Source organism: Actinomadura chibensis NBRC 106107 (assembly GCF_001552135.1).
Classification (GTDB): domain Bacteria; phylum Actinomycetota; class Actinomycetes; order Streptosporangiales; family Streptosporangiaceae; genus Spirillospora; species Spirillospora chibensis.
This window is the reverse complement of the sequence record NZ_BCQP01000042.1, coordinates 21,019-47,374: the sequence shown is the minus strand read 5'-3', so window position 1 is coordinate 47,374 and position 26,356 is coordinate 21,019. Positions and strand designations below refer to the sequence as shown.

General features: G+C 74.9%; 22 protein-coding genes. 10 read left to right on the top strand and 12 right to left on the bottom strand.

Features of this window, described 5'->3' with window-relative positions; genetic code table 11:
* The first annotated feature begins 6 nt into the window (after nt 1-6).
* The 5 genes from ACH01S_RS24375 to ACH01S_RS24355 all read left to right on the top strand — a co-directional run bounded on the left by ACH01S_RS24375 (nt 7) and on the right by ACH01S_RS24355 (nt 4,995).
* Nucleotides 7-1,155 carry an alpha/beta hydrolase gene (locus ACH01S_RS24375; RefSeq protein ID WP_067895820.1) on the top strand — a complete coding sequence of 383 codons (1,149 nt, stop codon included), beginning with the start codon at nt 7-9 and terminating at the stop codon, nt 1,153-1,155.
* Between the two features lie 10 nt (nt 1,156-1,165).
* Nucleotides 1,166-2,176, top strand: a complete 1,011-nt coding sequence (locus tag ACH01S_RS24370; RefSeq protein ID WP_148344045.1) for a hypothetical protein — start codon at nt 1,166-1,168, stop codon at nt 2,174-2,176.
* 58 nt (nt 2,177-2,234) lie between these two features.
* Nucleotides 2,235-3,548 carry a sensor histidine kinase gene (locus ACH01S_RS24365; protein ID WP_067895814.1) on the top strand — a complete coding sequence of 438 codons (1,314 nt, stop codon included), beginning with the start codon at nt 2,235-2,237 and terminating at the stop codon, nt 3,546-3,548.
* A gap of 17 nt (nt 3,549-3,565) precedes the next feature.
* Nucleotides 3,566-4,273, top strand: a complete 708-nt coding sequence (locus ACH01S_RS24360; protein ID WP_067895811.1) for a response regulator — start codon at nt 3,566-3,568, stop codon at nt 4,271-4,273.
* 110 nt (nt 4,274-4,383) lie between these two features.
* Nucleotides 4,384-4,995: a response regulator gene (locus ACH01S_RS24355; protein WP_067895802.1), complete on the top strand. Its 612-nt coding sequence runs from the start codon at nt 4,384-4,386 to the stop codon at nt 4,993-4,995.
* A 24-nt stretch (nt 4,996-5,019) separates the two neighbouring features.
* Here ACH01S_RS24355 and ACH01S_RS24350 read toward each other — a convergent pair whose 3' ends face one another.
* Genes ACH01S_RS24350 through ACH01S_RS46150 form a run of 3 tightly spaced genes read right to left on the bottom strand, consistent with a single transcriptional unit; the run spans nt 5,020 to nt 10,161 of the window.
* On the bottom strand, nt 5,020-6,540 hold the full coding sequence (locus ACH01S_RS24350; protein ID WP_067895793.1) for a serine/threonine-protein kinase: 1,521 nt from the start codon (nt 6,538-6,540) through the stop codon (nt 5,020-5,022).
* Nucleotides 6,541-6,562: 22 nt separating this feature from the next.
* Complete coding sequence (locus ACH01S_RS24345; RefSeq protein WP_067895791.1) at nt 6,563-8,239, bottom strand: serine/threonine-protein kinase; 1,677 nt, start codon at nt 8,237-8,239, stop codon at nt 6,563-6,565.
* Nucleotides 8,239-10,161 (bottom strand): serine/threonine-protein kinase, encoded by a 1,923-nt coding sequence (locus ACH01S_RS46150; protein ID WP_067895788.1) that lies wholly within the window; start codon nt 10,159-10,161, stop codon nt 8,239-8,241. The genes ACH01S_RS24345 and ACH01S_RS46150 overlap by 1 nt, the downstream gene beginning before the upstream one ends.
* 251 nt (nt 10,162-10,412) lie before the next feature.
* Between ACH01S_RS46150 and lysX the strand changes: the two genes are divergently transcribed.
* On the top strand, nt 10,413-13,664 hold the full coding sequence (gene lysX, locus ACH01S_RS24335) for a bifunctional lysylphosphatidylglycerol synthetase/lysine--tRNA ligase LysX (protein WP_067896013.1): 3,252 nt from the start codon (nt 10,413-10,415) through the stop codon (nt 13,662-13,664).
* Here lysX and ACH01S_RS24330 read toward each other — a convergent pair.
* A complete protein-coding gene (locus tag ACH01S_RS24330) occupies nt 13,661-14,197 on the bottom strand; it encodes a hypothetical protein (RefSeq protein WP_067895785.1) in 537 nt (178 codons plus the stop codon). The genes lysX and ACH01S_RS24330 overlap by 4 nt on opposite strands.
* Before the next feature lie 122 nt (nt 14,198-14,319).
* Here ACH01S_RS24330 and ACH01S_RS24325 point away from each other — a divergent pair, with 122 nt between their 5' ends.
* Nucleotides 14,320-15,051, top strand: coding sequence for a DUF7873 family protein (locus ACH01S_RS24325; RefSeq protein ID WP_067895782.1), 732 nt, complete (start codon nt 14,320-14,322; stop codon nt 15,049-15,051).
* Between the two features lie 326 nt (nt 15,052-15,377).
* On the opposite strand, the gene ACH01S_RS24320 is transcribed toward ACH01S_RS24325, so the two are convergent.
* The 5 genes from ACH01S_RS24320 to ACH01S_RS24300 all read right to left on the bottom strand — a co-directional run bounded on the left by ACH01S_RS24320 (nt 15,378) and on the right by ACH01S_RS24300 (nt 22,034).
* On the bottom strand, nt 15,378-16,472 hold the full coding sequence (locus tag ACH01S_RS24320) for a winged helix DNA-binding domain-containing protein (protein WP_067895780.1): 1,095 nt from the start codon (nt 16,470-16,472) through the stop codon (nt 15,378-15,380).
* A gap of 74 nt (nt 16,473-16,546) precedes the next feature.
* Complete coding sequence (locus ACH01S_RS43770) at nt 16,547-20,212, bottom strand: DEAD/DEAH box helicase family protein (RefSeq protein WP_067895777.1); 3,666 nt, start codon at nt 20,210-20,212, stop codon at nt 16,547-16,549.
* A 98-nt stretch (nt 20,213-20,310) separates the two neighbouring features.
* Nucleotides 20,311-20,514, bottom strand: coding sequence for a PspC domain-containing protein (locus ACH01S_RS24310; protein WP_067895774.1), 204 nt, complete (start codon nt 20,512-20,514; stop codon nt 20,311-20,313).
* 177 nt (nt 20,515-20,691) lie between these two features.
* Nucleotides 20,692-21,384: an HAD family hydrolase gene (locus ACH01S_RS24305; RefSeq protein WP_067895771.1), complete on the bottom strand. Its 693-nt coding sequence runs from the start codon at nt 21,382-21,384 to the stop codon at nt 20,692-20,694.
* Nucleotides 21,381-22,034 (bottom strand): MBL fold metallo-hydrolase, encoded by a 654-nt coding sequence (locus ACH01S_RS24300; protein ID WP_067895769.1) that lies wholly within the window; start codon nt 22,032-22,034, stop codon nt 21,381-21,383. The genes ACH01S_RS24305 and ACH01S_RS24300 overlap by 4 nt, the downstream gene beginning before the upstream one ends.
* A gap of 80 nt (nt 22,035-22,114) precedes the next feature.
* On the opposite strand from ACH01S_RS24300, the gene ACH01S_RS24295 reads away from it, so the two are divergent.
* On the top strand, nt 22,115-22,315 hold the full coding sequence (locus tag ACH01S_RS24295) for a hypothetical protein (RefSeq protein WP_067895766.1): 201 nt from the start codon (nt 22,115-22,117) through the stop codon (nt 22,313-22,315).
* Nucleotides 22,316-22,410: 95 nt separating this feature from the next.
* On the opposite strand, the gene ACH01S_RS24290 is transcribed toward ACH01S_RS24295, so the two are convergent.
* The 3 genes from ACH01S_RS24290 to ACH01S_RS24280 all read right to left on the bottom strand — a co-directional run bounded on the left by ACH01S_RS24290 (nt 22,411) and on the right by ACH01S_RS24280 (nt 24,547).
* Entirely contained in the window at nt 22,411-22,710 is a 300-nt protein-coding gene (locus ACH01S_RS24290; RefSeq protein ID WP_067895763.1) for a Fe-S cluster assembly protein HesB, read from the bottom strand.
* 93 nt (nt 22,711-22,803) lie between these two features.
* Nucleotides 22,804-23,763, bottom strand: a complete 960-nt coding sequence (locus ACH01S_RS24285; RefSeq protein ID WP_067895760.1) for an LLM class F420-dependent oxidoreductase — start codon at nt 23,761-23,763, stop codon at nt 22,804-22,806.
* A 16-nt stretch (nt 23,764-23,779) separates the two neighbouring features.
* Nucleotides 23,780-24,547, bottom strand: a complete 768-nt coding sequence (locus ACH01S_RS24280; protein WP_067895757.1) for an SDR family oxidoreductase — start codon at nt 24,545-24,547, stop codon at nt 23,780-23,782.
* A gap of 172 nt (nt 24,548-24,719) precedes the next feature.
* Here ACH01S_RS24280 and ACH01S_RS24275 point away from each other — a divergent pair, with 172 nt between their 5' ends.
* A complete protein-coding gene (locus ACH01S_RS24275; protein ID WP_218010375.1) occupies nt 24,720-25,169 on the top strand; it encodes a Zn-ribbon domain-containing OB-fold protein in 450 nt (149 codons plus the stop codon).
* Nucleotides 25,166-26,356, top strand: a complete 1,191-nt coding sequence (locus ACH01S_RS24270; protein WP_067896007.1) for a lipid-transfer protein — start codon at nt 25,166-25,168, stop codon at nt 26,354-26,356. Before ACH01S_RS24275 ends, ACH01S_RS24270 begins: the two co-directional genes overlap by 4 nt.

Below are 26,356 nucleotides of genomic sequence, written 5' to 3'. Positions count from 1 at the left end.
CTTCGAGTGGGACTGACGAGCTGGGGGACGTTCGGCCTGCTGGCCTTAGCCGCGGTCGGATGCATGGCCGCGGTCGTGGCCGTCTGGCCGAAGGCGGCCGCGAAGCGCGGACGGGCGGTGGCGGCGCGGGCGGCGATGCTCGCCGGATGCCAGCTCGTCGTGGTGCTGGCGCTGGTCGCGGGGTTGAACGCGCACTACCTGTTCTACGGGTCCTGGTCGGACCTGTTCAGCGCGGCGGGCGGCGGCGTCGGGCCGCCGGGGACCCCGGCGCCCAACGCGGGCACGACCGGCGGGGACGGCTCGCGGATCACCGTCCGGACGCCCCGCCCCGACCTGTCCCCGGGCTCGCGCGGCGACCGCTCGCCCGCGAAGGACGGGCAGGTCGAGCGCGTCGTCGTCCAGGGCGTCCGCACCGGGCTGTCGGCGGAGGAGTACGTGTACCTGCCGCCGCAGTACTTCCAGTCGGCGTACGCGTCCCGGCGGTTCCCCGTCGTGCTGTTCCTCGCCGGGTACCCGGCGGCGGACCGGCTCGTCTGGATCAGGCGCGGGCACATCCCCGAGGACGTGGCGCAGGCCCAGGCCGCGCACCGGATCCAGCCGATGATCTACGTGATGGCACGGCCGACCGTGGTCGCCGGGTGGGACACCGAGTGCGCCGACGTGCCGGGCGGCCCGCAGGTCGAGACGTTCTTCGCGCAGGACGTCCCCGAGGCGGTCGCCGCGACCTACCGGGTGGCGCGGGACCGGAGCGGCTGGGGCGTCGCCGGGTACTCGACCGGCGGCTTCTGCGCCGCGAAGCTCGCCATGCTGCACTCGGACCGGTTCTCCGCCGGGGTCACCATGGCCGGGCACTTCCACGCGCTGCTCGACACGACGACCCGCGACCTGTACGGCGGCAGCCCGGCCGTCCGGCGCAACAGCAACCTGATCTGGCGGGAGCGGAACCTCCCCCCGCCGCCGGTGTCGCTGCTGATCGCGTCGGCGGACGTCGGCGAGAAGACGTTCCCGTCGGCGCGGGTGTTCATGCGGGCCGCGCGGCCGCCGCTGACCGTGGACGAGCTGCTGCTGCCGTCCGGCGGCCACAACTTCAAGACCTTCCGCAAGTACATCCCGCCGTCGATCAGATGGCTGAGCGCGCGTCTGCGGGGCGAGTGACATGGAGCCCGTGAGCGTCGCCTTCATCGGCCCGGTGTGCCTGCTCGCGGCGGTCGCCGTCGGCGCCGCGCTCGTCCTGTGGCGGCGCGCCGCCGGGCCCGGCCCCCGCGCGGTGCTCGCCCGGACCGGGCTGCTGCTCGCCGCGCAGTGCGCGCTGACCGCGTCGGTCGTCCTGCTCGCCAACCGGTACTTCGTGTTCTACCCGACCTGGGACGACCTGCTCGGCAACACCCCCGAGGGCGCGCGGGTGGCGCACGTCCAGGTGCAGGGGCCGCGCGCCGCGCCCGCGAAGCGCACCGGCACCGAGACGCGCTCCGGCGGCGGCCGGGTGGACGTCCTGGACGTCCGCGGCGCGCGCAGCGGGATCGACGACAAGGCGCGCGTCTACCTGCCGAGGCGCTACTTCGAGCCGGGCGCGGAGACGCTGCCGGTGGCCGTCGTCCTGACCGACGGCGCCGCCGCGCCGCCGATCCCCGCGGACGCCCGGCCGACGATCTACGTGGCGGTGCGGCTGCCCGGCGGCCGCTGCCGGGACGTGCCCGGCCGCACCGGCGGCCCGCTCGCCGAGACCTTCCTCGCCGCCGACCTGCCCGCCGCGCTCGCCGGCGCCTACCGCGTGCCGCCGACCCGCGCCGGCTGGGGCGTCGCCGGGGCCGGCCCGGCCGCCGGGCGGTGCGCGGCCCGGCTCGCCATGCTGCACTCCGACCGCTTCACCGCCGCCGCGACCCTGGACGCCCGCTTCGACGAGCCGCGCGGCGACCCCGCCCTCTACGGCGGGAGCGAGGCGGTGCGGCTGAGCGACGACCTGCCGTGGCGGCTGCGGCACGTCCCGCCGCCGCCGGTGTGGCTGCTCGCCGCCGCCGACCAGGACGGCCCGGAGGCGGCGCAGGCGCGGCGGTTCGTCTCGCTCGTCCGGCCGCCGATGCGCGCCGAGACGCTCCCGCTCGCGCGGTCCCGCGGGGAGTTCTCCGACGTCCTGCGGCGGCTCGGCGACCGGCTCCGGCTACCTCCCAGGGAGTAGGGGCGCCGCCTCCCGGCGGCCGACGCGGGGCCGGGGGCCGATGTCCTACCGTGCAGGCATGAGCACCTCACCGGTCCGTCCGCACTGGCCGCGCCCGTCCGCGTGGCCGGTGTGGGTCGTGCCGGCGCTGCTCGCGTTCGTGCAGGTCGTCGGGTCGCTGGGCGCGCAGCACGGCGGGCCGGGGCACGGGTCGTCCGGCCCGCCCTGGGCGGACGGCGGGCCCGGCGGGTCCGGCGGGCTCGACGTCGGCCACCGCGAGCTCGGGCCGCTCGGCCTCGCCCTGCTGCTCGCCGGTCCGGCGCTGCTGCTGCTGCGCCGCCGCCGTCCGGTGTTCACGCTCGGCGCCGTCGCCGCCGTGACGGCCCTCTACCTGCTGCGCGCCTACACCTACGGGCCCGCGCCGTTCTCCCTCGCCGTCGCGCTGATGGCGGCCGTCGTCGCCGGGCACCGGCTCGCCGCCTGGGCGGGCGCCGGCCTCGGCCTCGCCGCCTACCTCGGGCTGACCGCGCTGATCGGCGGCCCGGAGCGGGAGCGCGGCCACGGCGGCGTGTTCCCGGTGGAGCGGCCGACCCTCACCGACGTGACGTTCGTCGTCGGCTGGGCGCTGGTCGTGCTGGTGACGTCGGAGCTCGTCCGGACGCGGGCGCAGCGGGCCGCGGAGGCCGCCCGGATCCGCGCCGAGAAGGAGCGCCGCGAGGCCAGCGAGGAGCGGCTGCGGATGGCCCGCGAGCTGCACGACGTCCTCGCCCACAACATCTCGATGATCAACGTGCAGGCGGGCGTGGCGCTGCACCTCATGGACCAGAACCCCGAGCAGGCCCGCACCGCGCTCGCCGCGATCAAGGACGCCAGCAAGGAGGCGCTGACCGAGATGCGCGGGGTGATCGGCGCGCTGCGGGCCGAGGGCGAGACCGCGCCGCGCTCCCCCACCGCCGGGCTCGACCGGCTCGACGACCTGCTCGACCGCGCCCGCTCGGCCGGGCTGCGGGTGCACGCCGAGGTCACCGGGGAGCGGCGGCCGCCGCACTCGGGCGCCGACCTCGCCGCGTTCCGGATCGTCCAGGAGTCGCTGACGAACGTGGGCCGCCATGCCGGGCCGGGGCCGGTGACGGCGCGCGTCCGGATCGCCTACGGTGAACACGACATCGAGGTGCGGGTCGAGGACGACGGCCGGGGGGTGTCCCTGCTGGACGACGACCCGGACGGCACCGGCTCCGGCATCCGGGGCATGCGGGAGCGGGCGGCGGCGCTCGGCGGCGAGTTCGAGGCCGGGCCGCGGCCGGGCGGCGGGTTCCGGGTGCGGGCGCGACTCCCCCTCGGCGACGAACCCGGCGGCGAATCCGGCGGCGAGGCGCCGAACGGCGCGCGGTGAGGCGGGGAGGACGGGACATGCGCTACTCCGACGGGTCGGCGGCCGGGGACGACGGCTCCCCGATCAGGGTTCTGCTGGCCGACGACCAGGTGCTCGTCCGGGCCGGGTTCCGCGCCCTGCTGGACGCGCAGGCCGACATCGAGGTCGTCGGCGAGGCCAGCGACGGCGCGGAGGCCGTCGAGCGGGCGCGGTCGCTGCGTCCCGACGTCATCCTCATGGACATCCGGATGCCGGGCCTGGACGGCCTTGAGGCGACCCGGCGGATCGCGTCGGACGACCGGCTGTCCGGCGTGCGGATCGTGATCCTCACCACGTTCGAGTTGGACGAGTACGTCTTCGAGGCGCTGCGCGGCGGCGCCAGCGGGTTCCTCGTCAAGGACACCGAGCCGGTCGAGCTGCTCCACGCGGTGCGGGCCGTCGCGGAGGGCGACGCGCTGCTGTCCCCGAGCGTGACCAGGCAGTTGATCGCCGAGTTCGCGGCGCGGGCGAAGGAGCCCGCGCCGTCGCCCCGGCTGAACGCGCTCACCGAGCGTGAGCGGGAGGTGATGGCGCTCGTCGGGGAGGGCCTGTCCAACGAGGAGATCGCGGCGCGCCTGGTGGTGAGCCCGGCCACCGCGAAGACGCACGTCAGCCGCACGATGGTGAAGCTCGGCGCGCGCGACCGCGCGCAGCTCGTCGTCTTCGCCTACGAGTCGGGGCTGGTCAAACCGGGCTGGCTGCCCTAGTAATTCTTACTCCGGGGCGATTCACTGTTGTCGTCCGATCGGTGTGGCAGGGTGGACGGCGGGGCCGCGGGGCATCCGGCGGCGGGCCGTCATCGACGCGAAGGAGTCCGGTGCCGAACGACACGAGGATCCTCGCCGTCGACGATCGCGCGGAGAACCTGACCGCCCTCGCCGCCGTCCTGGACGCCCTGCCGGTCGAGGTCGTGCCCGTCACCTCCGGCCAGGCCGCGCTGAAGGAACTGCTGAACGACGAGTTCGCGCTGATCCTGCTCGACGTCGTGATGCCGGAGATGGACGGGTTCGAGACGGCCGGGCACATCAAGGCCAGGCCGCGCACCCGGGACGTCCCGATCATCTTCCTCACCGCCGGCGGCGAGGCCGGGGAGCAGGCGTTCCGCGGCTACGCGGCGGGCGCGGTCGACTACCTGACCAAGCCGTTCGACCCGTGGCTGCTGCGCGCGAAGGTGTCGGTGTTCGTCGAGCTGCACCGGCGCAACCTGCAGCTCAGGCGGCAGGCGCGGCTGCTGCGGCAGACCCTCGCCGAGGGCGCCGGGGAGTCGGTCATGGCGGCCTGCGACCGGCTGCTCGGCGCGCTCGACGAACGCCTCAAGCGCGTCGAGGACGACGTCGACCGGCTGAACTCCGGCGAGCCCGCCACCGACCTCGGCGGCCACGTCGCCGACCTGCGGCTCGCCCTGGACGCCCTCTCCCCCGGCGGCTGACGCTCGGCGGTCAGGCGGTGGCTGTCAGGCGGTGGCGGTGATCGCGGGCGGCGTTCCGGCCGCGCCGCTCTTGAGCTTGCCGCGCAGGATGAACGCGCCCGCCAGCACCGCCGCGACGACGAGGACCACCGCGATCGTGACGATCAGCACCGTCCGGCGGCGCTCCGTCCCGCCGTGCCCCGCGCTCTGCGCCCCGTGGGCGGGCGACGGGGGCGGCGGCTGCTGCCAGTTCGCGTACTGCTGCGGCTGCTGCCACGGCGGCGGCGTCTGCGGAGCGGACGGGAGGGCGGGCGGCTGGCTCGGCGGCTGCGTCGGCGGGCGGCCGAGCGCCGGATGCCGCGACGGCGGCTGCTGGGACGGCGGCTGCTGGGACGGGGGCTGCTGGGACGGGGGCTGCTGGGACGGCGGGGGCGCCCACTCCGTCTGCTGGAACGTCCGGGACTCGGAGTCACGCGGGTCCCGCGCCGGATGCGGGCTCCGCCCGTGCACGCCGTTCTGGTCCGGCTGCCGGAACCGGCCGGGGTCGCGCCGCGTCACCGGCTCCCGCTCGCCCGGGTCGCGGCGCGTCACCGGCTCCGGCTCGGGTCCGTCGAGGTCGCCGGGGTCGCGCCGGGTGACCGAGTCGAGGTCGGCCGGGTCGAGGACGGTCTCCGACGCGTCGTCCGTCCGGGTCGTGGGCGCGAACCGGCCGGACGGCTCGTCCGCCACCGTCTCGCCGACCGGCGGCGACGGCGGGAGGGTCGCGACCCGCGTGAGGAGGGGATTCGCCTGCGCCGCCGTCATCCGGTTCACCGGCTCGCGGGCGAGCAGGCCGTCCAGGACGCGGGCGAGCGGCCCCGCGTTCCGCGCGGGCGGGACGGGCTCGGTCAGCGCGGCCTGCAGCGACGCCATCGCGTCCGACCGCTCGTAGGGGGAGCGTCCCTCCACGGCCGCGTACAGGGTCGCGCCGAGCGACCACAGGTCGGACGCGGGCACCGCGCGCTCGCCCTGCGCCCGCTCCGGCGGGATGTAGGCGGGCGAGCCCATGACCAGGCCGGTCTGCGTGAGCGTCGCGTCGCCCTCCACCTGCGCGATGCCGAAGTCGGTGAGGACCACGCGCCCGGTGTCGGTGATCAGCACGTTGCTGGGCTTGACGTCGCGGTGCAGGATGCCCTTCTCGTGCGCGTGCCGCAGCGCCCCGAGCATCTGGAGCCCGATGTCGGCGACCCGGCGGTGCTCCATCGGCCCGCGCTCCAGCAGGTCCTGCAGGGACGGCGCGAGGACGAGCTCCATCACGATCCACGGGCGGTCGGACTCCTCGACCACGTCGTGGACGGTCACCACCCCGGAGTGGTTCAGCCGCGCCGACGCCCGCGCCTCCCGGAACGTCCGCTCGTACAGGACGTGCCGCTCGGAGTCGGACAGGCCCGGCGGCAGCAGGACCTCCTTGACCGCGACCTCGCGGTCGAGCATGACGTCGAAGGCGCGCCACACGGTGCCCATGCCGCCGCGGCCGACCACCGAGTCGAGCCGGTAGCGGTTGCCGAGCAGACGTGCCTGTGCCATGGCTAGAGGGTCCCCCCGCTGGTCATCCCACCCCGGAGGGACGGAACGTGTCGAGAACATTCTTCACGAGCGTCTCGTTCTCGTTCCACTGGGACGCGGGAACCGCGACGATGACAGCGTACGCCCGGCCGTCCGCCATCACACCGCGGTCGCGCGCCCGGGTGAGGCCCCCCGACCGGGACCAGGTGAACTCGATGTCGGCGGCGGGATACCCCGCGGCCGTGGTGCTGGTGATCGGCGCGACGCGCTGGAAGCCCTTGAGCTTGCCGTCCGCGATGGCCTCCCGCTCCCAGGTGACCCAGTGCTGGTAGGGGTCGCCCGTCCACGGGGTGCGGTCGACCTGGACGTAGGCGCTGGTCACGGGATCGGTCCAGACGACGCTGCTGCCCTGCTCGGAGCGCCGCCACCCGCGCGGGACGCCGATCGTGTAGCCGGTGCCGGCCGCCGGGGTCATGCCGTCCGGGAGGGGCGTCCGCGGCGGGACGGACGGCGTCGGCGGCGGCGCGCTCGGCGTCGTCGGCGTCGTCGGCTGCTCGATGACGGTCGGCGACTGGCCCGCGCCCCGCGCGCCGCCGGAGGCGTCCTTCTCCGGCCACAGCAGGAACCCGGCGACCGCCAGGACGGCCGCCGCCGCGACCGCGCCCGCCACGACCGGGACGACCGCCGACCGCCGCCGCGGCGCCGCGGCCGGGTGGGCGGGCGTCCACTGGCCCCCGGTGCCCGGCGGGTACTGCGTGGTCATGTGGTCGGGCGGCGGGGGCACGGGGACCGACAGCGGCGCCGGCGGGAAGGTCGGCGGCGGGGGCGGCGCCGCGTGCCCGACCGTGGGGCCGTCCACCGACGTGGCCTCGTGCGACGCGATCTGGACGGCGGCCAGCCCGGCGGCGTGCCCGTTCGCGACCGCCGCCAGCGCGTCCTCGGCCTCGGCGCCGCTCATCCGCCGGACCGGGTCGCGGTCGAGCAGCCCGGTGAGGACGGGCGCGAGCGGCCCCGCGTTCCGCGCCGGCGGGACGTCCTGCGTCATGATCGCGGCGAGCACGGCCATCGCGTCGCTGCGGTGGTGCGGGGCGCGGCCCTCGGTCGCGGCGTAGAGGGTCGCGCCGAGCGCCCACAGGTCGGACGCGGGGATCGCCGGGTCGCCGTTGATCCGCTCCGGCGACATGTACGCGGGCGAGCCCATCACCATCCCGGTGGCGGTGAGCGTCGCGTCGCCCGCCATCTGCGCGATGCCGAAGTCGGTGAGCACGGCGCGGTCGTCGTCGCCGACGAGCACGTTCGCGGGCTTCACGTCGCGGTGCAGGATGCCGATCGCGTGCGCGGCGCGCAGCGCGCCCGCGACCTGGCGGCCGATCGTCGCGACGCGGCCGGGCGGGAGCGGGCCGTCCTCGTCGACGATGTCCTGGAGGGAGCGGGCCCGGACCAGCTCCATCACGATCCAGGGGCGGCCATCCTCGTCGACCACGTCGTGGACGGTCACCACGCCCGGGTGGTTCAGCCGCGCGGACGCGCGGGCCTCCCGCAGCGTGCGGCGGTGCCGGTTGTCGCGCTCCTCGTCGCTCAGCCCGGCGGGCAGGACGACCTCCTTGACCGCGACCTCCCGGTCGAGGGTCTCGTCGCGGGCCCGCCACACGGTGCCCATGCCGCCGCGGCCGACCACGGACTCCAGCCGGTACCGACCGGCGAGGACGCGCCCCTCCATCAGTCGCCCGCGGGCGTGAAGAGGCGGTAGACGGGCTGCAGGTCGGCGAGTACCTTCTCCCAGTCCTTGTCGGGCGCGCAGAGCAGGATCGCGTAGCCGTGCCCGTTCGCGACGAAGCCGCGGTTCAGGATGTGCATGCGGCCGCCGTCCGCGTCGAAGGTGAACTCCCAGTCGGCGGACTTCTTGCCCTTCCCGGTGTCGGGGACGGGCGGGTGGTCGCCGGTCGGCCTGATGTCGATCTTCTTGTAGCCGCGGAAGCCGGCGCCGCCGCGCTCCTGCCGCCGCCAGTCGCCGATCGCGCTCTTGCCGGGATCGTCGGTCTGGTCGATCTGGATGTAGGTTCCGCGGCCGGGCGCGTAGTAGAAGTCGCCGCCGTTCCTGCGCTCGGGGCCCGTCCACTTCTCCGGGACGGAGAGGCTGTAGCCGCTGCGGTCCTTGTGCGTCCGGTACCCGGCGGGGACGCCGACGCCCGGCGTGCCGCTCGGCTTCGCCGACGGGGGCGGCGCGGCCGAGGCCCTGCCGCCGGTCGCCGGGGTGGTCGCGCCCTCCTTGCGGGCCCGCTCGCCGCCCTTGCCGCCGCTCGCCAGCGCGATCCCGGCGACGACCATGATGATCACCAGCACCGCCGCCGCCACGATCAGCACGTTGCGGTTGGACGCGAGCGCCGGGCGTCCGCCGCCGCCTCCGTGCGTCGTCGGCGGGAAGTGCGTCCCCTCGTGGTCGGCCAGCCCCTGGTCGGCTGCGCCGGGCGCGCGGTTCACCGCCCCGCGGCGGGTGGGCATCGTGCTGCCGACCGGCTCGGTCCGGGGACCGGACGACGACCGCCAGGACGACACGCGGTCGGGGTCGGGCGTGGTCTCGTTCGGCCCCGCCTTCCCGGCCTTCCCCGCGGGCGCGGGCCCGGACGCGGCGGCGCCGGGCGGGAGGTCGAAGCTGGTCAACTGGTCGGGACGGGCGCCCGCCGCCCCGGCGGCGGGCGGCTCGACGACGGTCTCGGCGGGCGAGCCCGCGCCCGGCCCGGCGGCGGGCGGGAGGTCGTCGGCCGTGTACTCGACGGCCATCGTGCGCTGCGTGTCGATGGTCTCCTGGCGGACGATGTCGTCCAGCAGCGCGCCCGCCTCGATGGCCTCCATCCGCTGGTCGGGGTTCTTCTGCAGCAGCCCCTCGATGACCGGGATGAGCCGGCCGCCCTTCTCCGGCGGGTCGGGCTCCTCGGAGATGACCGCGACCAGCGCGGCCATCGGCTCGGGACGCTCGAACGGCGACTTGCCGTGCAGCATCGCGTACAGGGTCACGCCGAGCGACCACAGGTCGGACGCGGGCCCCGCGACACGCCCGCGCGCACGCTCGGGCGCGATGTAGGCGGGCGAGCCCATGACGAGGCCCGTCTGCGTGAGGGTGGCGTCGCCGGACGCGGTCGCGATGCCGAAGTCGGTGAGCACGGCGCGCTCGCCCATGCGCCCGGTGCCGGTGATCAGCACGTTGCTGGGCTTGACGTCGCGGTGCAGCACGCCGGCCTCGTGCGCGGCGTGCAGCGCGGCGAGCATCTGCCGGCCGATCTCCGCGGCGCGGCGGGCCTCCAGCGGGCCCTCCTGTTTGATCACCTGGTCGAGGGAGCGCGCCCTGATCAGCTCCATGATGATCCAGGGGCGGTCGTCCTCCTCCACGACGTCGTAGACGGTGACGACGCCGGGGTGGCCGAGCCGGGCCGCGGTGCGCGCCTCACGGAACGTGCGCTTGTGGTGGACGGCGCGTTCCTCATCGGTGAGACCATGCGGGAGGATGACCTCCTTCACCGCAACGTCACGACCGAGGACCTCATCGTGCGCCTGCCAGACCGTCCCCATGCCGCCCCGGCCCACCTGGGTCACCAGGCGGTAGCGGCGGGCGAGCAACCGCTCACCGGTGGGTTCATTTGGCATATCCGCGACCATATCGACTTTTGCTGACAACCTTGGACCGAGCTTGCAAGCCACATCCCCCTACTCGTACGACGTCCGGCCCCACCTTGAGGTTCGCCGCCGGACGGGCACGCGCCGACGGAAGCGTGGTGGACGTGACACCCGTGACGAATAAGAAGGCAGCACCGCACGGCGACCGGGGGAACGCGCCGGGACGGGACCCGCACGACCCGCACGAGCCGCGCGGCGGCCTGCGCGGCGAATGGGGACGGCTGATCCAGGCCGCACCGACGATCTTCTTCTGGTACACGCGCCTCTCCGGGATCCTCTCGCTCCTCGCGTGGGTCTCCTATGGTCTCATCCTTGAGATAGCCGATATCTGGGCGTTGCGCTGGATCGGCTACCTCGGCTGGTTCCCGAGCGTGCCCATCGGGCTCGTGTGGATCCTGCTGTCGATGGGGATCAGGCGGCGCAAGAAGGCCGCCTGGCGGATCCTCGTGGCGATCTTCTGCCTGCCGACGGCGCTCGGCGTGACGGCCCTGCTGACCACGCTGATCAGCCCGGAGAAGCCGACGCCGATCGGCCTGATCGTCAGCGCGGGCGTCTACCTCGCGGTGCTCGTCCTGCTGATCTCCGCGCGCGGGCAGTTCACCACGCTGCCGGACCGCGCGAACCGCAGGCTGGCCACGCTCGTGTTCATCGGCACGCTGATCGTGACCCTCGGGATCGGCACGCTGCTGGTCAACATGACCGACCGGAACCGGCACGGCGACCTCTGGACGCACCCGCTCTACGCGATCTCGCAGACCGTCCTCGGGCCGCGGGTCAGCGGCAAGCCGATCAACGTGAACGTCCCGTTCGCGGTGGACGCGATCCTCTGGGTGCTCGGCACCGGGCTGCTGCTCGTCACGTTCTGGGCGCTGTTCAAGCCGGGTCGGCGCGACCCCGTGCTGCGCCCGCGTGAGGAGCTCGCCGCCCGCGCGCTGCTCGCCGAGTACGGCGACCAGGACTCCCTCGGCTACTTCGCGCTGCGCCGCGACAAGGACATCATGATCGCGCCGAACGGCAAGGCCGCGATCGCCTACCGGGTGGAGGGGTCGGTCTCGCTCGCCAGCGGCGACCCGCTCGGCGACCCCGAGTCGTGGGACCAGGCGATCGAGGCGTGGCTCGCCGAGTGCCGCGCGCACGCCTGGATCCCGGGCGCGGTCAGCGTCGGGGAGCGCGCCGCGCACATCTACCGGCGGCACGGCTTCGACGCCCTCGAACTCGGCGACGAGGCCATCATCGACCTCACCGACTTCAACCTGGACGGGCGGGAGATGCGCCAGGTCCGCCAGGCCGTCCGGCGGGTGGAGCGGGCCGGGTACACCGTCCGGATCAGGCGGCACTCGCAGATCCCGGCGTGGGAGATGGCGAAGCTCATCCGCAGCGCGGACGCCTGGCGCGGCGACGACACCGAGCGCGGCTTCTCGATGGCGCTCGGCCGCCTCGGCGACCCGACCGACGGCCGCTGCGTCATGGTCGAGGCGTTCGACGCCGAGGGCGAGCTGCGCGGGCTGCTCAGCTTCGTCCCGTGGGGGCGGACGGGGCTGTCGCTCGACCTGATGCGCCGCGACCGGCTCGCGGAGAACGGCCTGAACGAGTACATGGTCGCGAAGCTCGCGGAGAAGGCGGCGGCCGTCGGCGCGCAGCAGCTCTCGCTGAACTTCGCGATGCTGCGCAAGGCGTTCGCGCAGGGCTCGTCGATCGGCGCGGGGCCGGTCGCGCGGCTCTACTACCGGTTCCTGTCGTTCGCGTCGAAGTTCTGGCAGCTCGAATCGCTGTACCTGGCGAACTCCAAGTACCTGCCGCACTGGCGGCCGCGCTACGTCTGCTACACGCACGGCCGGGACGTCCTGCGGCTCGGGCTCGCCTACGCCCGCGCCGAGGGGTTCCTGCCGAACCTGAACCGGCCGAAGCTGGACCGCGCCGCCGCGATGGTCCCCTCCGCCGACCTCGTCCAGCGGATCAAGGAGATCGAGGACGCGGCCGACGCCGCCCGCGCGCCGCAGCGCCGGCTGTCGGAGCAGGAGCGGGTCAGGCACGCCAAGCTGGAGGAGATCCGGGCCGCCGGGATGGAGCCGTACGCGCTCGGCTTCGAGCGCACCGACTTCGCCGCCGGGATCCGCGAGCGGTTCCCCGACCTCGCGCCCGACGCCCGCACCGGGGAGCGGGTCGCGGTCGCCGGACGGGTCGTCCTCGCCCGCGAGCACGGCAGGCTGATCTTCGTCACGCTGCGCGACGAGACCGGCGACCTCCAGGTCATGCTCACCGCGGACGCGCTCGGCGACGAGTCGCTGCGGCACTGGAAGAAGCTGATCGACCTCGGCGACCAGGTGGGCGTGAGCGGGGAGGTCGTCACGTCCCGGCGCGGCGAGCTGTCGGTGCGCGCCGAGTCGTGGCGGCTCGCGGCCAAGTGCCTGCGGCCGCTGCCGAACAAGAGCAGCGGGCTGTCCGACCCGGAGGCCCGGGTGCGGCAGCGGTACGTCGACTTCATCGTCAACGACGAGGCGCGCCGGATGCTGCGGATGCGCGGCGACGCGGTCGCCGCCGTCCGGGACGGGCTGCGCGCGCGCGGCTACCTCGAAGTCGAGACGCCGATGCTCCAGCCCGTCCACGGCGGCGCGGCCGCGCGCCCGTTCACGACCCGCATGAACGCCTACAACCTGCAGCTCTACCTGCGGATCGCGCCCGAGCTGTATCTGAAACGGCTGCTCGTCGGCGGGGTCGGACGCGTCTTCGAGCTGAACCGCAACTTCCGCAACGAGGGCGTCTCGCCGAAGCACAATCCCGAGTTCACGATGCTGGAGGCGTACGAGCCGTACGGCGACTACGACACGATGGCCGAGCTGACGCGCTCGCTCGTGACGGACGCGGCGCGGGCCGCGCTCGGCACCACGGTCGTCGTCCGGGACGGGGCCGAGCACGACCTCGCCGAGCCGTGGCGGGAGATCACCGTGTACGGGTCGGTGTCGGAGGCGCTGGGCGAGGAGGTCACGCCGGACACCCCGGCCCCGGTCGTGCGCGGGTACGCCGAGCGGCGCGGGCTGAACGCCGACCCGCAGTGGGGGCAGGGGAAGATCGTCCAGGAGCTGTTCGAGGCGCTGGTCGAGGGGACGCTGGCGGCGCCGACGTTCGTCCGGGACTATCCGGCGGAGACGTCCCCGCTGACCCGGCCGCACCGGGCCGACGCGCGGCTCGCCGAGAAGTGGGACCTGATCGTCTTCGGGATGGAGCTCGGCACCGCCTACTCGGAGCTGATCGACCCGATCCTGCAGCGGCAGCGCCTCACCGAGCAGTCGCTCCAGGCGGCGGGCGGCGACCCGGAGGCCATGGAGCTGGACGAGGACTTCCTCCGCGCCCTGGAGTACGCCATGCCCCCGGCGGGCGGGATGGGCATGGGCATCGACCGGCTGCTGATCACGCTGACCGGGCGGAGCATCCGCGAGACGATCCCGTTCCCGCTGGTCCGCCCGGGGTCTTAGAGCGTGCGGGGGGCGGGGCGGTAGCCCTGGGCGGCGAGCCAGCCGCGCGCCGCCCCGCGCCGGGCGTCCTCCCCTTCGGGGAGGGGCAGCGGCGGGATCGGCAGCCAGCGGTCGGCCTCCTCGGCTGGGTCGGCGGCGGGGTCGTCGGCCTCGTCGGCGGGGACGACGTCGCCGCGCTCCAGGTCGAGGAGGGAGCCGCCGTCGTCCAGCGCCGCCGCCACGGCGCCGAGGTCGGCGGGCAGCGGGACGAGCGGCGGCGCGGGCCGCCGTCCGAGCGCGGCGGCGAGGTCGGCGGCCAGCTCGGGGTCGCCCGGCAGGCCGCGTCCCTCCAGCGCGTCGAGGCAGGCGCGGGCGAGCGGCTCCGCGTCGGGCTCGGGCTCGTGCTCGGCCAGCGCGAAGGCGAGCACGTCGCCCGCGTATTGCAGCACCGGGGCGAGCGGCCGCCCGCGCAGCGCGCCGAGCCCGTCGCGGCCGTCCCCGCGGTGTGCGGCGGCGCGCAGCCGCGCCAGCGATTCCCCGTCCCATTCGGTCACACCGACATTTGTACAGACTTCGTCTGACACGGGGCAGGCGATTCGCCGGAAAACCATTATGGATATTCGCCGGGCCTCAGTAGCGTTGACCGTGTTCCTGACGGGAGAAGGTGAGATGACCCATGGCAAAGCTCAACCAGATCATCGCCATTGAAAAGGGCGTGAAGAGCCGCGCCCAGCGCGAGGTGGCGGACGTTCTGCGGCTGCTCCAGAAGCCGGTGCTGCTGTCGGGGATCTCGCGCGTCTACCGTCCGAAGGACGAGGAGGGCGAGACCCTTCCGCCCGAGTCGACCAAGGTCCAGGTGAAGTCGGAGAACGCGCTCCGCGACGTCTCGAAGACGCTCACCCGGCTGTTCGACGTCGTCGCCACGAAGGACTGGGCGAACCGCGCGGCGAGCGCCGACGTCGTCGTGGACGGCCGCACGGTCCTCGCCGACGTCCCGGTCACCTACCTGCTGTTCCTGGAGAAGCAGCTCAACGAGCTGCACGCGGTCCTCGACAACCTGCCCGTCCTGGACGCGGCCGAGTCGTGGACCTACGACGAGAGCCAGGACGTGTGGCGCGCCGAGCCGGTCGAGACGTCCCGGACGAAGAAGGTCCCGCGGGCGCACGTCCTGTACGAGGCGACCGACAAGCACCCGGCCCAGGTCGAGACGTTCACCGAGGACGTGGTCGTCGGCACCTGGACCAAGGTCGCGTTCTCCGGCGCGCTGCCCGCGCGGCGCCTGAACGAGCTGCGCGACCGGGTGGACCGGCTGCAGGCCGCGGTGAAGTACGCGCGGGAGGAGGCCAACACCGCCGAGGTCGACGACCGGCAGGTCGGCGACGCCGTCTTCGCGTACCTGTTCGCGTAACCCATGGACTCCCCCGCTGGAGCGCGGGGGGCCGCGTCCCCCGTGGACGCGGAAAGCTGAGGATGACGCTCAGTCTGAATACGCAGGCTCAGACTCTCGCTCCAGACTCAGCATTCGCCGTTACCCACCGGCGGAGGCGACCGGTCTTTCCCGTAGTTGTCAGTTCGAATCTGACCCGCGGCTCTCGTGCCGCGGTAGCTCAACGGAAGAGCGCGGCGAAGGAAAACTGACCCGGCGCCTGATCATCGCCGGTGGGCGCATTCGACGGCTTCCGGGCCCCGGGGATCGGGTAATCCCCGGGGTCCACCTGTCGCCATTCCGCGAGGTCATCCCGTCCAGGCCGGGAGGCGCACCTCGTGCGCGGCGTCGGGGTCGGTGAACTCCAGAAGGCTCGCCGCCTCCGCCTCGACCGCCCGCTCGTCCGGGATCGGGGCGAACGCCTCGACCGTCAGGACGGCGCGGCGCGCCTTCCTGTCGTGCTTGAGCGTCCACAGGCCGTGGACGCGTCCGTCAACGAGGAGGGTCGGCTTCGTCTCCGAGCCGACGCAGACGAGTTTGCGGTGCTCGTCCGTCATCAGGCGGGTCCGGTCGGCGTAGGCGAGGACGAGGTTGTCGAACCCCGGCAGGAACCGGACGGGCGCGTCGCCCCCGCCGTCCGGGAGGCGGGCGTCGGGGAGGTCGAAGAGCTCCACGCCGTTCTCGTCCCGGCAGACGCGCAGGTCGGGGCGCATCCCGTCGAAGACCTCCGCCATCCGGCGCAGGCCGGACCAGATCTGGAAGTCCTTGACTGACGCGGGCCCGAACGCCGCCAGGTAGCGGCGGACCAGCCGCTCCGGCCCGGCAGGGTGGAACGGCCTGCCGATCCACTCCTCCGCGAGCGCGAACGGCGTGGCGCCGCCGACGTTCCACGTCCCGCTGGGCGGCGGGTGGACGACCGACAGCAGCGCCTGGACCGTCCAGCCGATGACCGTCCGGTCGCGTCCCGGCCACATCTCGGCGAGCCTCCCCGCGAGCTGCGGGCGGGTCATGACCTCGCCCTCCAGGAGCCCGCGGGCCGCGGCGGCCAGCTCGTCGAGGTCCCAGTCGCGGGTGGCGCCGCCGAACGCGCCCTGCCGCGCGCGCAGGATGCTCTCCTGGACGAGCGGCCGCAGCCACAGGTAGTCGTCGGCGAGGGCCATGTGCTGCGTCCCCCGGAGGATCGACCCGCGCACGACGTGCCGCCCGGTCATGAGGTCGGTGAGGTCGTCGCGCCGGAAGCCCGCCAGCCGCGTCCAGAGCGTGTAGTAGGGGACGTTGTTCTCCTGCGCCTGGAGCGCGACGAGGTGGCGGACGGCGTCCAGGGCGGACATGTCGGCCCGCTCCAGGAGGTGCTGGCGCTCCAGCGCCGCCCGGTTGAGCGTCCGTCGGTCGAGCGTCCGCATGACGGCCCCCTTGAATAGGAACAAAGCATTCCGTTCTACCGTACCAGAACGGAATGTTCTATTCCTCTATGGAGCTAGCCGGACCCCGACTGCTGCTCCCGGTACGCCTCCACGGCGTAGCGGAGCCGGGCGCCGACGAGGAGCGCCTCGTCCTCCGGGCAGCCGAGGAGCCGGGTGACCAGCTCGACGATCTGCTCGTCGGTGAGATCCGGCTCGCGGGCGGCGATGCGGCCGACGATCTCGACCAGCTCGGGACGCTTGTAGCCGACGATCGACCGTCCGCGCCTGACCTGCGCCGGGGCGTCGGGCGGCGGCTGCTCTTCGCTGGGCGGGGGTCCGGGCTGCCCCCAGATCGCCGGGACGTCCGGACGTGTCCGCGTGGACGGCTCCGGCCGCTCGGTGGGCGGCGGCGGACGGCGTCCGGGCGCGTCCAGGCGCCGGGGCGGCGGACCGCTCCCGGGCGGGGACGCACTCGGCTCCGACCGCGCCCCGCGCGGCGCGTCGAGCCGCCGCGGCGGCGGCTCATGCCCCGCACCAGCGGACGAACCAGACCGCTCGCCCCGCGCAGGTTGCGGGGGTTGCGCGGGTTGCGCGGGTTGCGGGGGTTGCACCGACTGCGCGGGTGGCACGGGCCGCGGGGAGTGCGCGGGTTGCGGGGGCTGCGCCGGTTGCGGGGGCTGCGCGGGTTGCGGGGGCTGTGCAGGTTGCGGGGGCTGCGCGGGTTGCGGGGGCTGAGGCTGCGCGGGTTGGGCGGCGGGGGGTGGGCGGCGGTCGTCCGTGCTCGGGCGGGGCGTGGGTGGGGACTGGACGCGCGGGGGCGGGCCTGCCTCGTCCAGGCGTCGGGGCGGCGCCTGCCGGGGCGTGTCCGGAGGCTCCGGGACGTCGGCGGGCTCGGTGGTCAGGGCGGTGAACAGCGGCGCGGTCGGGGTGATCACGCCGTGCAGGTGGGCCGGGAGCAGCGTCGACGGCGGCGGGCCCTCCAGCGGCGGGAGCGGCGGCCCCGGCGGGCCGACGAGGATGATCCGCGGCGCGAGCCAGAGCAGGAAGAGCGCCTCCGCGCCCGCCTCGTGCTCGCCGTCCACGATCACGACGTCGAACGAGTCGGGGACGGGCGGCAGCGCCTCCGGGACGCGCCAGAGCGGCAGGATCCAGGCCGGGATGTCGCTGGAGGCGGGCGGGTTCTCGCGGGCGGCCGTCCAGGCGCGGGCGGCGGCGAGGTCGGCGCGGACGTCGGCGAGCCGCGCCTCGGCCTCGGCGAGCGCCTCGCGGAGCCGGTCCGCCTCCGGGACGCTGCGCTCGGCGAGCCTGCGGGCGGCGGTCCGGGCCCAGGCCCACGCCTCGTCCCAGCGCCGGGCGCGGTCGTGCCAGGCCGGGTCGCCGTCGGTGGCGACCATCAGGTGCGCGAGGTCGGGATGCACGGCCCGCACCCGCGCGAGCAGCTCCTCGCAGCGGATCTGCAGCGACCGCTCGTGCCTGGCCTCGGCGAGCGCGCCGAGGGCGCGGCCGTAGGCGGCGGCGTCGCGGTCGTCGATGGCGGCGAGCGCGGCGCGCAGTTCGGGCGGGTCGCCGGGGACGGCGGGCCCGATCGAGTCGCGCAGCGCGTCGAGGTCGGCGGCGGCGCGGTTGACGCCGAGCCCCTCCAGCGCGTTCTGCAGCGACGACGCGTACCCGTGCCACTGCACCGGATGCCCGAGCGGGACGGCGAGCCCGCTCCGCTCCAGCAGCGCCTTCGTCTTCTCCACGGCGGGCATGGCGTCCAGGACGCGGCCGAGCCGCGCGTGCGCCCGCAGGAACCGGGCGACGCGCTCGCCCGGCGGCAGGTCGGCGGGGAAGGAGATGCCCGCCGCCTCCCACACGTACTGGAGTTCGCGGCAGGTGATCCGCACCATGAGGTCGGTGTGGACGAGGTCGAGCAGCTCCGCCGTCGTCGGCGCCGCGCCGTCCACGGTCACGGCGGCGAGCAGCGGCTCCGCCTGGCGCTGCACGGCGGGGCGCAGCGGCCCGCGCTTGAGCGTCCCGCCGCCCGCGAGGTAGCCGCGCAGCTCGTGCGCGGTGGCGGCGAGCGCGCGCAGGTCGGCGCCCGGCGGCAGCTCGATCCGGTGTCCGCGCAGCTCGCCGAGGGCGCGCTCGGCCCACCGGGCGCGGGCGGTCATCTCCGCGACCCGCGACCAGATCAGCGGGCGGCGCCCGGCGAGGGCGTCGGCGAACGCGCGGACGGCGAGGTCGGCGGAGTTCCAGCCGCCCGGGTGCCCGTCCAAGCCGAGGTCGCGCAGCGCCGCCTGGACCACGGACGCGTTGCCGTCGAGCCGGGCGAGGAGCGTGACGTCGGCGTCCCGCAGCCGCCGGGACAGGTCGGTCCTGGACCGTTCGGCGCGCTCGGCGGCGGCGGCCTCGGCGTCGATCAGCGTCCGGACGTAGGCGGCGCTCGGCAGCGCGCCCGGGTCGACGTCGCGCTGCTCGGTGCGGGCCTTGCGCTCGGCGGTCTCCTCGGCGAGCAGGACCACCAGCTCCGCCGCCTCCGCGCGGGAGATCGGCGGGCCCGCGGGCATGCCGTCCCGGACCGGCATCCACGACAGTTCGGGCGCCTCGCCGCGCAGCCGCTCGTCCGGCCGCTGCTCGGGGGCGTCCGCGGCGCCGCTCCGCACGCGCTCGCCGATCTCGGCGACCCGGCGGGCCGCCGCGCGCTCCTTCGCGGCGAGCGCGTCCAGGTCCGGCGCGGGTTCGGCGGCGCGGGCGCGGACGCCGTCGGCGACGCGCGCGGCCGTGGCCGGGTCGGCGACGGTGAGGCCCGCGAGGCCGGGCGGGAGCGCGGCGCGCAGCGCGCCCGCGGCGGCGGCGCCGGAGGTCGCGACGAGCACCCGGTGCCCGCGCTGGAGCAGCCCGGCGAGCAGGTCGGGGACGGTCTCCGGCGCGCGTTCGGGCACGTGCATGACGTGCGGGCGGCGGCCCGGCGTGACGAGCCGGGCGAGGCCGTCCGGGACGCCGCGCACCAGCAGCCCGAGCAGCCGGGCGTGGTAGTCGGCGACGGCGGCCCGCCCCGGCGGCCGGACGACGAGCGCGGGCGCGAGCCTGACCCGCGGCACCGGCGAGGGCGCGCCCGCGTCGGGCGTCCAGTCCTCGCGGAAGTCGGCGGGGGCCGACAGCGCGACCGAGCACCATTTGCGCAGCACGTCCCCGGTCGAGGCGTTGAGCCCGAAGCCCTGCCCGGCCTGGACGGCGTCCGCCACCCACCCGGCGGGACGGTAGGCGGGATGCCCGGCGAGCAGCTCGCGGTCGCGCAGCGTCGTGTGCCCGGCGAGGACGACGTCGATGCGCTCGGTCCGGTCGTCGACCACGATGCGGACGGGCGTGTTCAGCAGATGGTCGTGGACGGCGGGCCGCCACGACAGCAGCCCGGTCGCGAGCACGACCTCCTGCCCGGCCAGCTCCCGCAGGATCCGGTACCAGTTGCGGAGCGCGAGCCAGCCGTCGAACTCCTCCAGCACGACGGGCGGCGTCAGCGGGATGACCGGGACGCTGAACAGCACGTCGCCGGGCCCGGCGTCCGTCTCGACGTAGACGTCGCCGGGCAGCTCGCACAGCCAGTGGACGTGGTCGTGCCCGGACAGGTCGCGGGCCGGGCGGCGCCGCGCCCGCGCCAGGTCGCGCAGGTACCGCAGCAGCCGCGCCGCGTGCTCGGCGTCGCGGCCGGGCTCGGCGTCGCGGCCGCCCCCCGCCGCCGGTCCGACCTCCGCTGGCACCGCGGCTCCCTCCCTCCCGGGAAAGCTGGTGCCACGATCTAACACCCACGGGCGGGCCGGGTCGAGCGCTATCGGTTGATCTTGTGTTACCGCGCCCGTTACCGGGCGCCCGCGAGGTGCCGGTCCTCGTTCGGCATCATGACCCAGAGCACGAGGTAGACGACGAACTGCGGGCCCGGCAGCAGGCACGACAGCAGGAACAGGACCCGGACCGTCAACGGCGACATGCCGAACCGTTGCGCGAGCCCCGCGCAGACGCCCGCGATCATGCGGCCGCGGCGCGGACGATAAAGGCCGTTCATCTCTGTTCTCTCCCCGATTCGTCGGATGGGTGTCGCGGCCGCGGACCTCGCGGCCACACCACCCACGCTACGAACCGGGCGCCACCGCCCGCATCGGCCGTTCGACCTGTTCGCGTCCCATACCCGGGGGCTAGGGGACGTCCCCTAGGGGCTCCGCGTCTGAGGCTGGCTCCGCGGCTAGGGCTCGGCGTTGTGCATGGCGACGAGCTTGGGGAGCGCGGCGAGGTCGTCCAGGACGAACAGGCACCGGCGCAGCGCGTCCGGGTCGTCCTGGATGTGCCCCCACGGCCCGCGCCGCAGGAACGCGACCTGCATCCCGAACGCGAGCGCCGGGCGGACGTCGTTGTCGATGCGGTCCCCGACGTACAGGACGCGGTCCGGCGGCACGTCCGCGATCTCCGCGCAGCGGGCGAAGAACTCGGGGGCCGGCTTGCTGACGCCCCACACCTCGGAGATCCCGACGACGTCGGCGTCCAGGCCTAGCGCGGCGAGCTGCCCGGCGGCCTCCACCGGCTGGTTGCCCGCGATCCCGACGTAGAGGCCTTGGTCGCGGAGGCCGGACAGGCAGGCCCGCGCGTCCGGGTACAGGTCGTCCGGGCCGAACCCGTTCGGGACGCCCGCCTCCGCCCTGGCCCGCTCCTCCGCCGCCAGGTCGAAGCCGGGGCGGAAGTGCGCGAAGACGTCCATGTGGGAGCCGCCCGTCGCGAGCACCGCGCCGAGCTTGGCGAGGAACGTGTGCCGCGGGACGCCCAGCCAGTCGGCCCAGCGCCCGTAGATCTCGCCCTCGTTGATCAGCGTCTCCCCGACGTCCAGGAAGACGGCCTCGATGACGGGGGCGGCCTCGGCCGCGCCCCCTCCGGGGACCGTCACGCGTCCGCCAGGTCGACCGAGGTGCCGGGGACGAGCCGCCGGAAGTCCGCCCCGATCTCCTCGCCCGCCTTGGCGACGTGGTTGCCCATCACCGTGAGGCCGATGTCGTTCAACAGCCCGTCGTGGATGACGAAGGCACGCTCGGGCCTGACCTCACGCGCGTACGCGTACAGTTCCGGGATCTTCATCCAGGGCGCGTTGCCGGGCAGGCACAGCGTCGGGACGGGCTCCGCGGGGACGGTCAGCGCGTCCCCCGGATGGAAGACCTGGCCGTCGATGAGGAACCCGGTGTTCGGGATGGGCGGGACGTCCGGGTGCAGGATCTCGTGGTCCTCGCCGTAGACGTGGACGTCGAAGCCCGCGACCGTGACGGCGTCGCCGTGGCCGACCTGGTGGACGCGTCCGCCGAGGTCGGCGAGGCTCTCGGCGACGGTGCGGGACGTCCACACCTCCAGCGCGGGACGCTCCGCCATCGCCTTGCGCAGCGCGTCGGCGTCGAAGTGGTCGAAGTGCTCATGGGTGACGAGCACCGCGTCCGCGGCGGCGAGCGCGTCCGCGGCGCCGTCGCTGAACGCGCCGGGGTCGATGACGATCGCGCGGTCGTCCCTGGTGATCTGGACGCAGGCGTGTCCGAGCTTGGTGAGACGCATCCTCCGAGCCTTTCACGCGGCGCGTCCCGTCTCACCGGCCACCCCTGGCCCGGGCCGGGCGATCTGCCAGACTGGCGGGCGTGACGACCCCGCCTTCGCCCGACTCCCCGGACGCGGGACGGCCGTCCCGGAAGGAGCTCGACCGGCAGGTGCGCGACCGCTACGGGACCTGGCGCGACCAGCCGCGCGGACTGGCCTGCGCGGTCGTCGCCGCGTTCCTGATCCTCACCACGGTGGCGTTCGCGCTCGCCGCGCTCGCCGTCGTCGAGGCCATGTACTAGGCGTACCTAGGCGTACCGGGACGACCCGGGGCCGCACGACAGAGCCGGAGCGCCCCGCCTGGTGCGCTCCGGCTCCGCCCTTCCCCTCATCGGGCCTAGGTAGGGGTCCCTCCGGTCCCCTCCGCGATGGTGAACGCCACGTCGCCCTGCGGGTCGACCTGGGCGTCGAGGGTCTTGTCGTCGAGCATCTGGGCGACACCGGCCTCCAGGTACACCTTCGCGCCCTCCTCCTCGACGACCTGGTCGCCGGCTTCGGGGGCGGGGGCGACGGAGAGCCGCAGGGCGTCCGAGCCGTCGAGCCCGGGCTCGATGCGGATGCCGGTGTCCGGCGGAAGCTCCGGGTTCGCGGTCACGGTTCGGATGACCTGCACGGCACCGTCGGTCAGCGTGAGCACGATCAGCTCCTCACGTCTTCATTCTCGGATCGGATCTGCCCCACCCTCCCCGATCCTCACACCCGCAAACATGCGAGCCGTATCCGAATGGTTTCAGTCCGCGTCCGGCGCGAGCGCCCGCACCGCCTCGGCCGGCGACAGCCCGCCGCCCGGGACGACGGCGAGCACCGGCGTGGTCAGCCCGTTCGCCCCGTACTCGCGGACGCGGGCCCGGCACTCGGCGGGCGTCCCGTGCACGAGCAGGTCGTCGACGACCTCGTCCGGGATCGCCGCGAGCGCCGCCTTCCGGTCGCCCGCCGCCCACGCCTCGTGCATCGGACGCAGCGCCTCGCCGCGGCCGAGCCACTCGTGGAACGCCCGGTACACCGGGACGGTCAGGTACGCGGCGATCATCCAGCGGCCGATCGCGCGGGCCTCCGCCGCGTCGGCGGTCGGGCAGACGAACAGGCGGGCGATCAGCTCGGGCCCGTCGCCCAGCACGCCGCGCACCGCGCGGACGTCGCGCGGGCCGAGCCAGTTGGTGATCGCGCCGTCCGCCTCGCGGGCGGCGAGCCGCAGCATGCCGGGCCGCAGCGCCGCCAGCACGACGGGCGGCGGCGTCGCGGGCGGCGTCTCCAGCTTGAACCCCCGGACGGTGAACGTCTCGTACTCCTCCTTGACCTTTTCCCCCGCGAGCGCCGCGCGGAGGAAGCGGAGGGTGTCGCGGGTCCGCTGGTAGGGCTTGTCGAACCGGATGTCGTTCCAGCGCTCGACGATCGTGTCGGACGACGTCCCGATGCCGAGGACGAACCGTCCGGGCGCGAGGTCGGCGAGCGTCGCGGCGTGCTGGGCGAGCAGCGCCGGGCCGCGCGTGTAGACCGGCACGATCGCGGAGCCGAGCCGCACCTCCGGGCCCCACTGCGAGGCGAGCGCGAGCGGGGTGAAGGCGTCCGCCCCCGCCACCTCGGCGGACCACGCGTCGGTGTAGCCGAGCCCGGCCAGCCCGGCGACGATCTCGCGGTGCCCGGCCAGCGGAAGCCCGGTCAGCGGGATGGTGAGCCCCCAGCGGTTCATGCGCGCCTCCTTGGGCCTAGGCGAGGGACGGGCGGATGGTGGCGCCGCCGTCCACGACCAGGGTCTGCCCGGTCATCCAGGACGCGGCGTCCCCGGCGAGGAAGACGGCGGCGCTCGCGATGTCCTCGGGCTCGCCGAGCCGTCCGAGCGGCGTGGCCTTGCTGATCTCCGCCTCGTGCGGCTCCCAGAGCGCGCGGGCGAGGTGGGTCTTGACCAGGCCGGGCGCGATGCAGTTGACGCGGACCTTCGGCGCCAGCTCCATCGCGAACTGCCTGCTGAGGTGGATCACGGCCGCCTTGGTCGCGTTGTAGTAGCCGATCCCGTGCTCGGTGATCAGGCCGCCGACCGACGCGATGTTGATGATCGCGCCGCCGCGCTCGGCGAGCGAGGCGCGCAGCGCGTGCTTGGTCCAGGTGATGACCGCGAACTGGTTGACCTCGACGGTCTTCGCGGCGGCGGCGGCCTCGATGTCGGCCATCGGCCCGTAGTAGGGGTTCGTCCCGGCGTTGTTGACGAGGACGTCGAGGCCGCCGAACTCGGCGACGGCGGCGTCCACGCACGCGGCGGCCTGGTCGGCGTCGCCGACGTGCGCGGCCTTCGCGAGCACCCCGGCGTCCGGGTACGCCTGGGCGATCTCCTTGGCGGCCTCGTCCAGCGCCTCCTGCTTGCGCGAGGACAGGACGACGTTCGCGCCCTCGGCGGCGAGCGCCGTCGCGATCGCCTTCCCGATGCCCCGGGACGCCCCGGTGACCAGGGCCGTCTTGCCTTGCAGTCCAGTCCGCATCCGCGTTCTCCCTCCGGTTGCGCACCCGAGGCGCGGCATCACCAGAATCCGACTCGGTTCACTGTAGCGAGGTGACTGACGAGTCAGTCAGCGGGTGCCGGACGCGGGCCGGGCCATTCTTTCTAACGATTGTTTGATTGGTACAGTGCGCCGGAGAGACGAGGAGGGCCGCGTGGCTACGACCAAGGAACGCCGTCCGGCGATCGACGGCTGGTTCGGCACGGCCGAGGGCGGGGTGCGGCTGCTCGGGACGCGGTGCGCGTCCTGCGGGACGCCGTACTTCCCGCGCAACGAGCTGGCCTGCCGCAACCCCCGCTGCGCCGGGCCGAAGGACGGCTCCGAGCTGGAGCGGTACGCGTTCTCCGGACGCGGCCGCGTCTGGTCCTACGCCGACTCGCGGTACAAGCCGCCGCCCCCCTACGTCGCGCCGGAGCCGTTCGTCCCGTACACGGTCGCGGCCGTCGAACTGGAGGCCGAGCGCATGGTCGTCCTCGGGCAGGTCGTGCCCGGGTGCACGGTGGACGACCTCGCCGTCGGTATGGAGGTCGAGCTGACCGAGGGCGTCCTGTACGAGGACGACGAGACCGAGTACACCGTCTGGATGTGGAGGCCCGTGCGATGAGCCGCGACGTCGCCGTGCTGGGCGCGGGCATGCACCCGTGGGGGAAGTGGGGACGGAGCTTCGTCGAGTACGGGCTCGCGGCGGCGCGGGCCGCGCTCGCCGACGCCGGGCTGGCGTGGCCGGACGTCCAGTACGTGGCGGGCGCGGACACCATCCGCAACGGGTATCCGGGGTTCATCGCCGGGGCGACGTTCGCGCAGGCGCTCGGCTGGACCGGCGCCCGCGTCTCGTCCAGCTACGCCGCGTGCGCGTCGGGCGCGCAGGCCGTCGACACGGCGCGGGCGCGGATCCTCGCCGGGCTCTGCGACGTCGCGCTGGTCGTCGGCGCCGACGCCGCGCCGAAGGGCTTCTTCAAGCCGGTCGGCGGGGACCGCCCGGACGACCCCGACTGGCTGCGGTTCCGGCTGCTCGGCGCGACGAACCCGCTGTACTTCGCGCTGTACGCGCGCCGCCGGATGGCCGTGCACGGCGCGACGCCGGACGACTTCGCCGCCGTGAAGGTGAAGAACGCGCGGCACGGGCTCGCGAACCCGAACGCCCGGTACCGCAAGGAGGTGACGCTGGAGGACGTCCGCGCGTCCGCCGTCGTCGCGGACCCGCTGCGCCTCCTCGACATCTGCGCCACCAGCGACGGCGGCGCGGCGCTCGTCCTGTCGTCGGTGGAGTTCGCCCGGCGGCACGGCGTCGCGGACCCGGTCCGGATCTCCGGGCTGTCGACGGTGACGCCGACGTTCCCGAAGACCGTCCTCGACCTGCCGGACTTCGCGACCGACTCGGCGACGGCCGTGCCGGAGCCGGAGCGCCCGTTCCGCTCCGCGATCGCGCACGCCGCCTACGAGGAGGCCGGGATCGGGCCGGACGACCTGTCGCTCGCCGAGGTGTACGACCTGTCCACGGCCCTCGAACTCGACTGGTACGAGGACATCGGCCTGTGCGAGCCCGGCGGCGCCGAGGCGCTGCTGCGGTCGGGCGCCACGGCGCTCGGCGGGCGCGTCCCGGTGAACCCGAGCGGCGGGCTCGCCTCGTTCGGCGAGGCGATCCCGGCGCAGGCGATCGCGCAGCTCTGCGAGCTGACCTGGCAACTGCGCGGGCAGGCCGAGGGCCGCCAGGTCGAGGGCGCGCGGACGGGCATCGCCGTGAACCAGGGCCTGTTCGGGCACGGGTCGGCGGTCGTCGCCGTCCGGTAG

Coding starts and splice junctions, on each gene's coding strand:
- ACH01S_RS24365 (WP_067895814.1), top strand. CDS start 2,235: ATGAGCACCTCACCGGTCCGTCCGCACTGGCCGCGCCCGTCCGCGTGG.
- ACH01S_RS24360 (WP_067895811.1), top strand. CDS start 3,566: ATGCGCTACTCCGACGGGTCGGCGGCCGGGGACGACGGCTCCCCGATC.
- ACH01S_RS24350 (WP_067895793.1), bottom strand. CDS start 6,540: ATGGCACAGGCACGTCTGCTCGGCAACCGCTACCGGCTCGACTCGGTG.
- ACH01S_RS24345 (WP_067895791.1), bottom strand. CDS start 8,239: ATGGAGGGGCGCGTCCTCGCCGGTCGGTACCGGCTGGAGTCCGTGGTC.
- ACH01S_RS46150 (WP_067895788.1), bottom strand. CDS start 10,161: ATGCCAAATGAACCCACCGGTGAGCGGTTGCTCGCCCGCCGCTACCGC.
- ACH01S_RS24325 (WP_067895782.1), top strand. CDS start 14,320: ATGGCAAAGCTCAACCAGATCATCGCCATTGAAAAGGGCGTGAAGAGC.
- ACH01S_RS24320 (WP_067895780.1), bottom strand. CDS start 16,472: ATGCGGACGCTCGACCGACGGACGCTCAACCGGGCGGCGCTGGAGCGC.
- ACH01S_RS24310 (WP_067895774.1), bottom strand. CDS start 20,514: ATGAACGGCCTTTATCGTCCGCGCCGCGGCCGCATGATCGCGGGCGTC.
- ACH01S_RS24300 (WP_067895769.1), bottom strand. CDS start 22,034: ATGCGTCTCACCAAGCTCGGACACGCCTGCGTCCAGATCACCAGGGAC.
- ACH01S_RS24285 (WP_067895760.1), bottom strand. CDS start 23,763: ATGAACCGCTGGGGGCTCACCATCCCGCTGACCGGGCTTCCGCTGGCC.
- ACH01S_RS24280 (WP_067895757.1), bottom strand. CDS start 24,547: ATGCGGACTGGACTGCAAGGCAAGACGGCCCTGGTCACCGGGGCGTCC.
- ACH01S_RS24270 (WP_067896007.1), top strand. CDS start 25,166: ATGAGCCGCGACGTCGCCGTGCTGGGCGCGGGCATGCACCCGTGGGGG.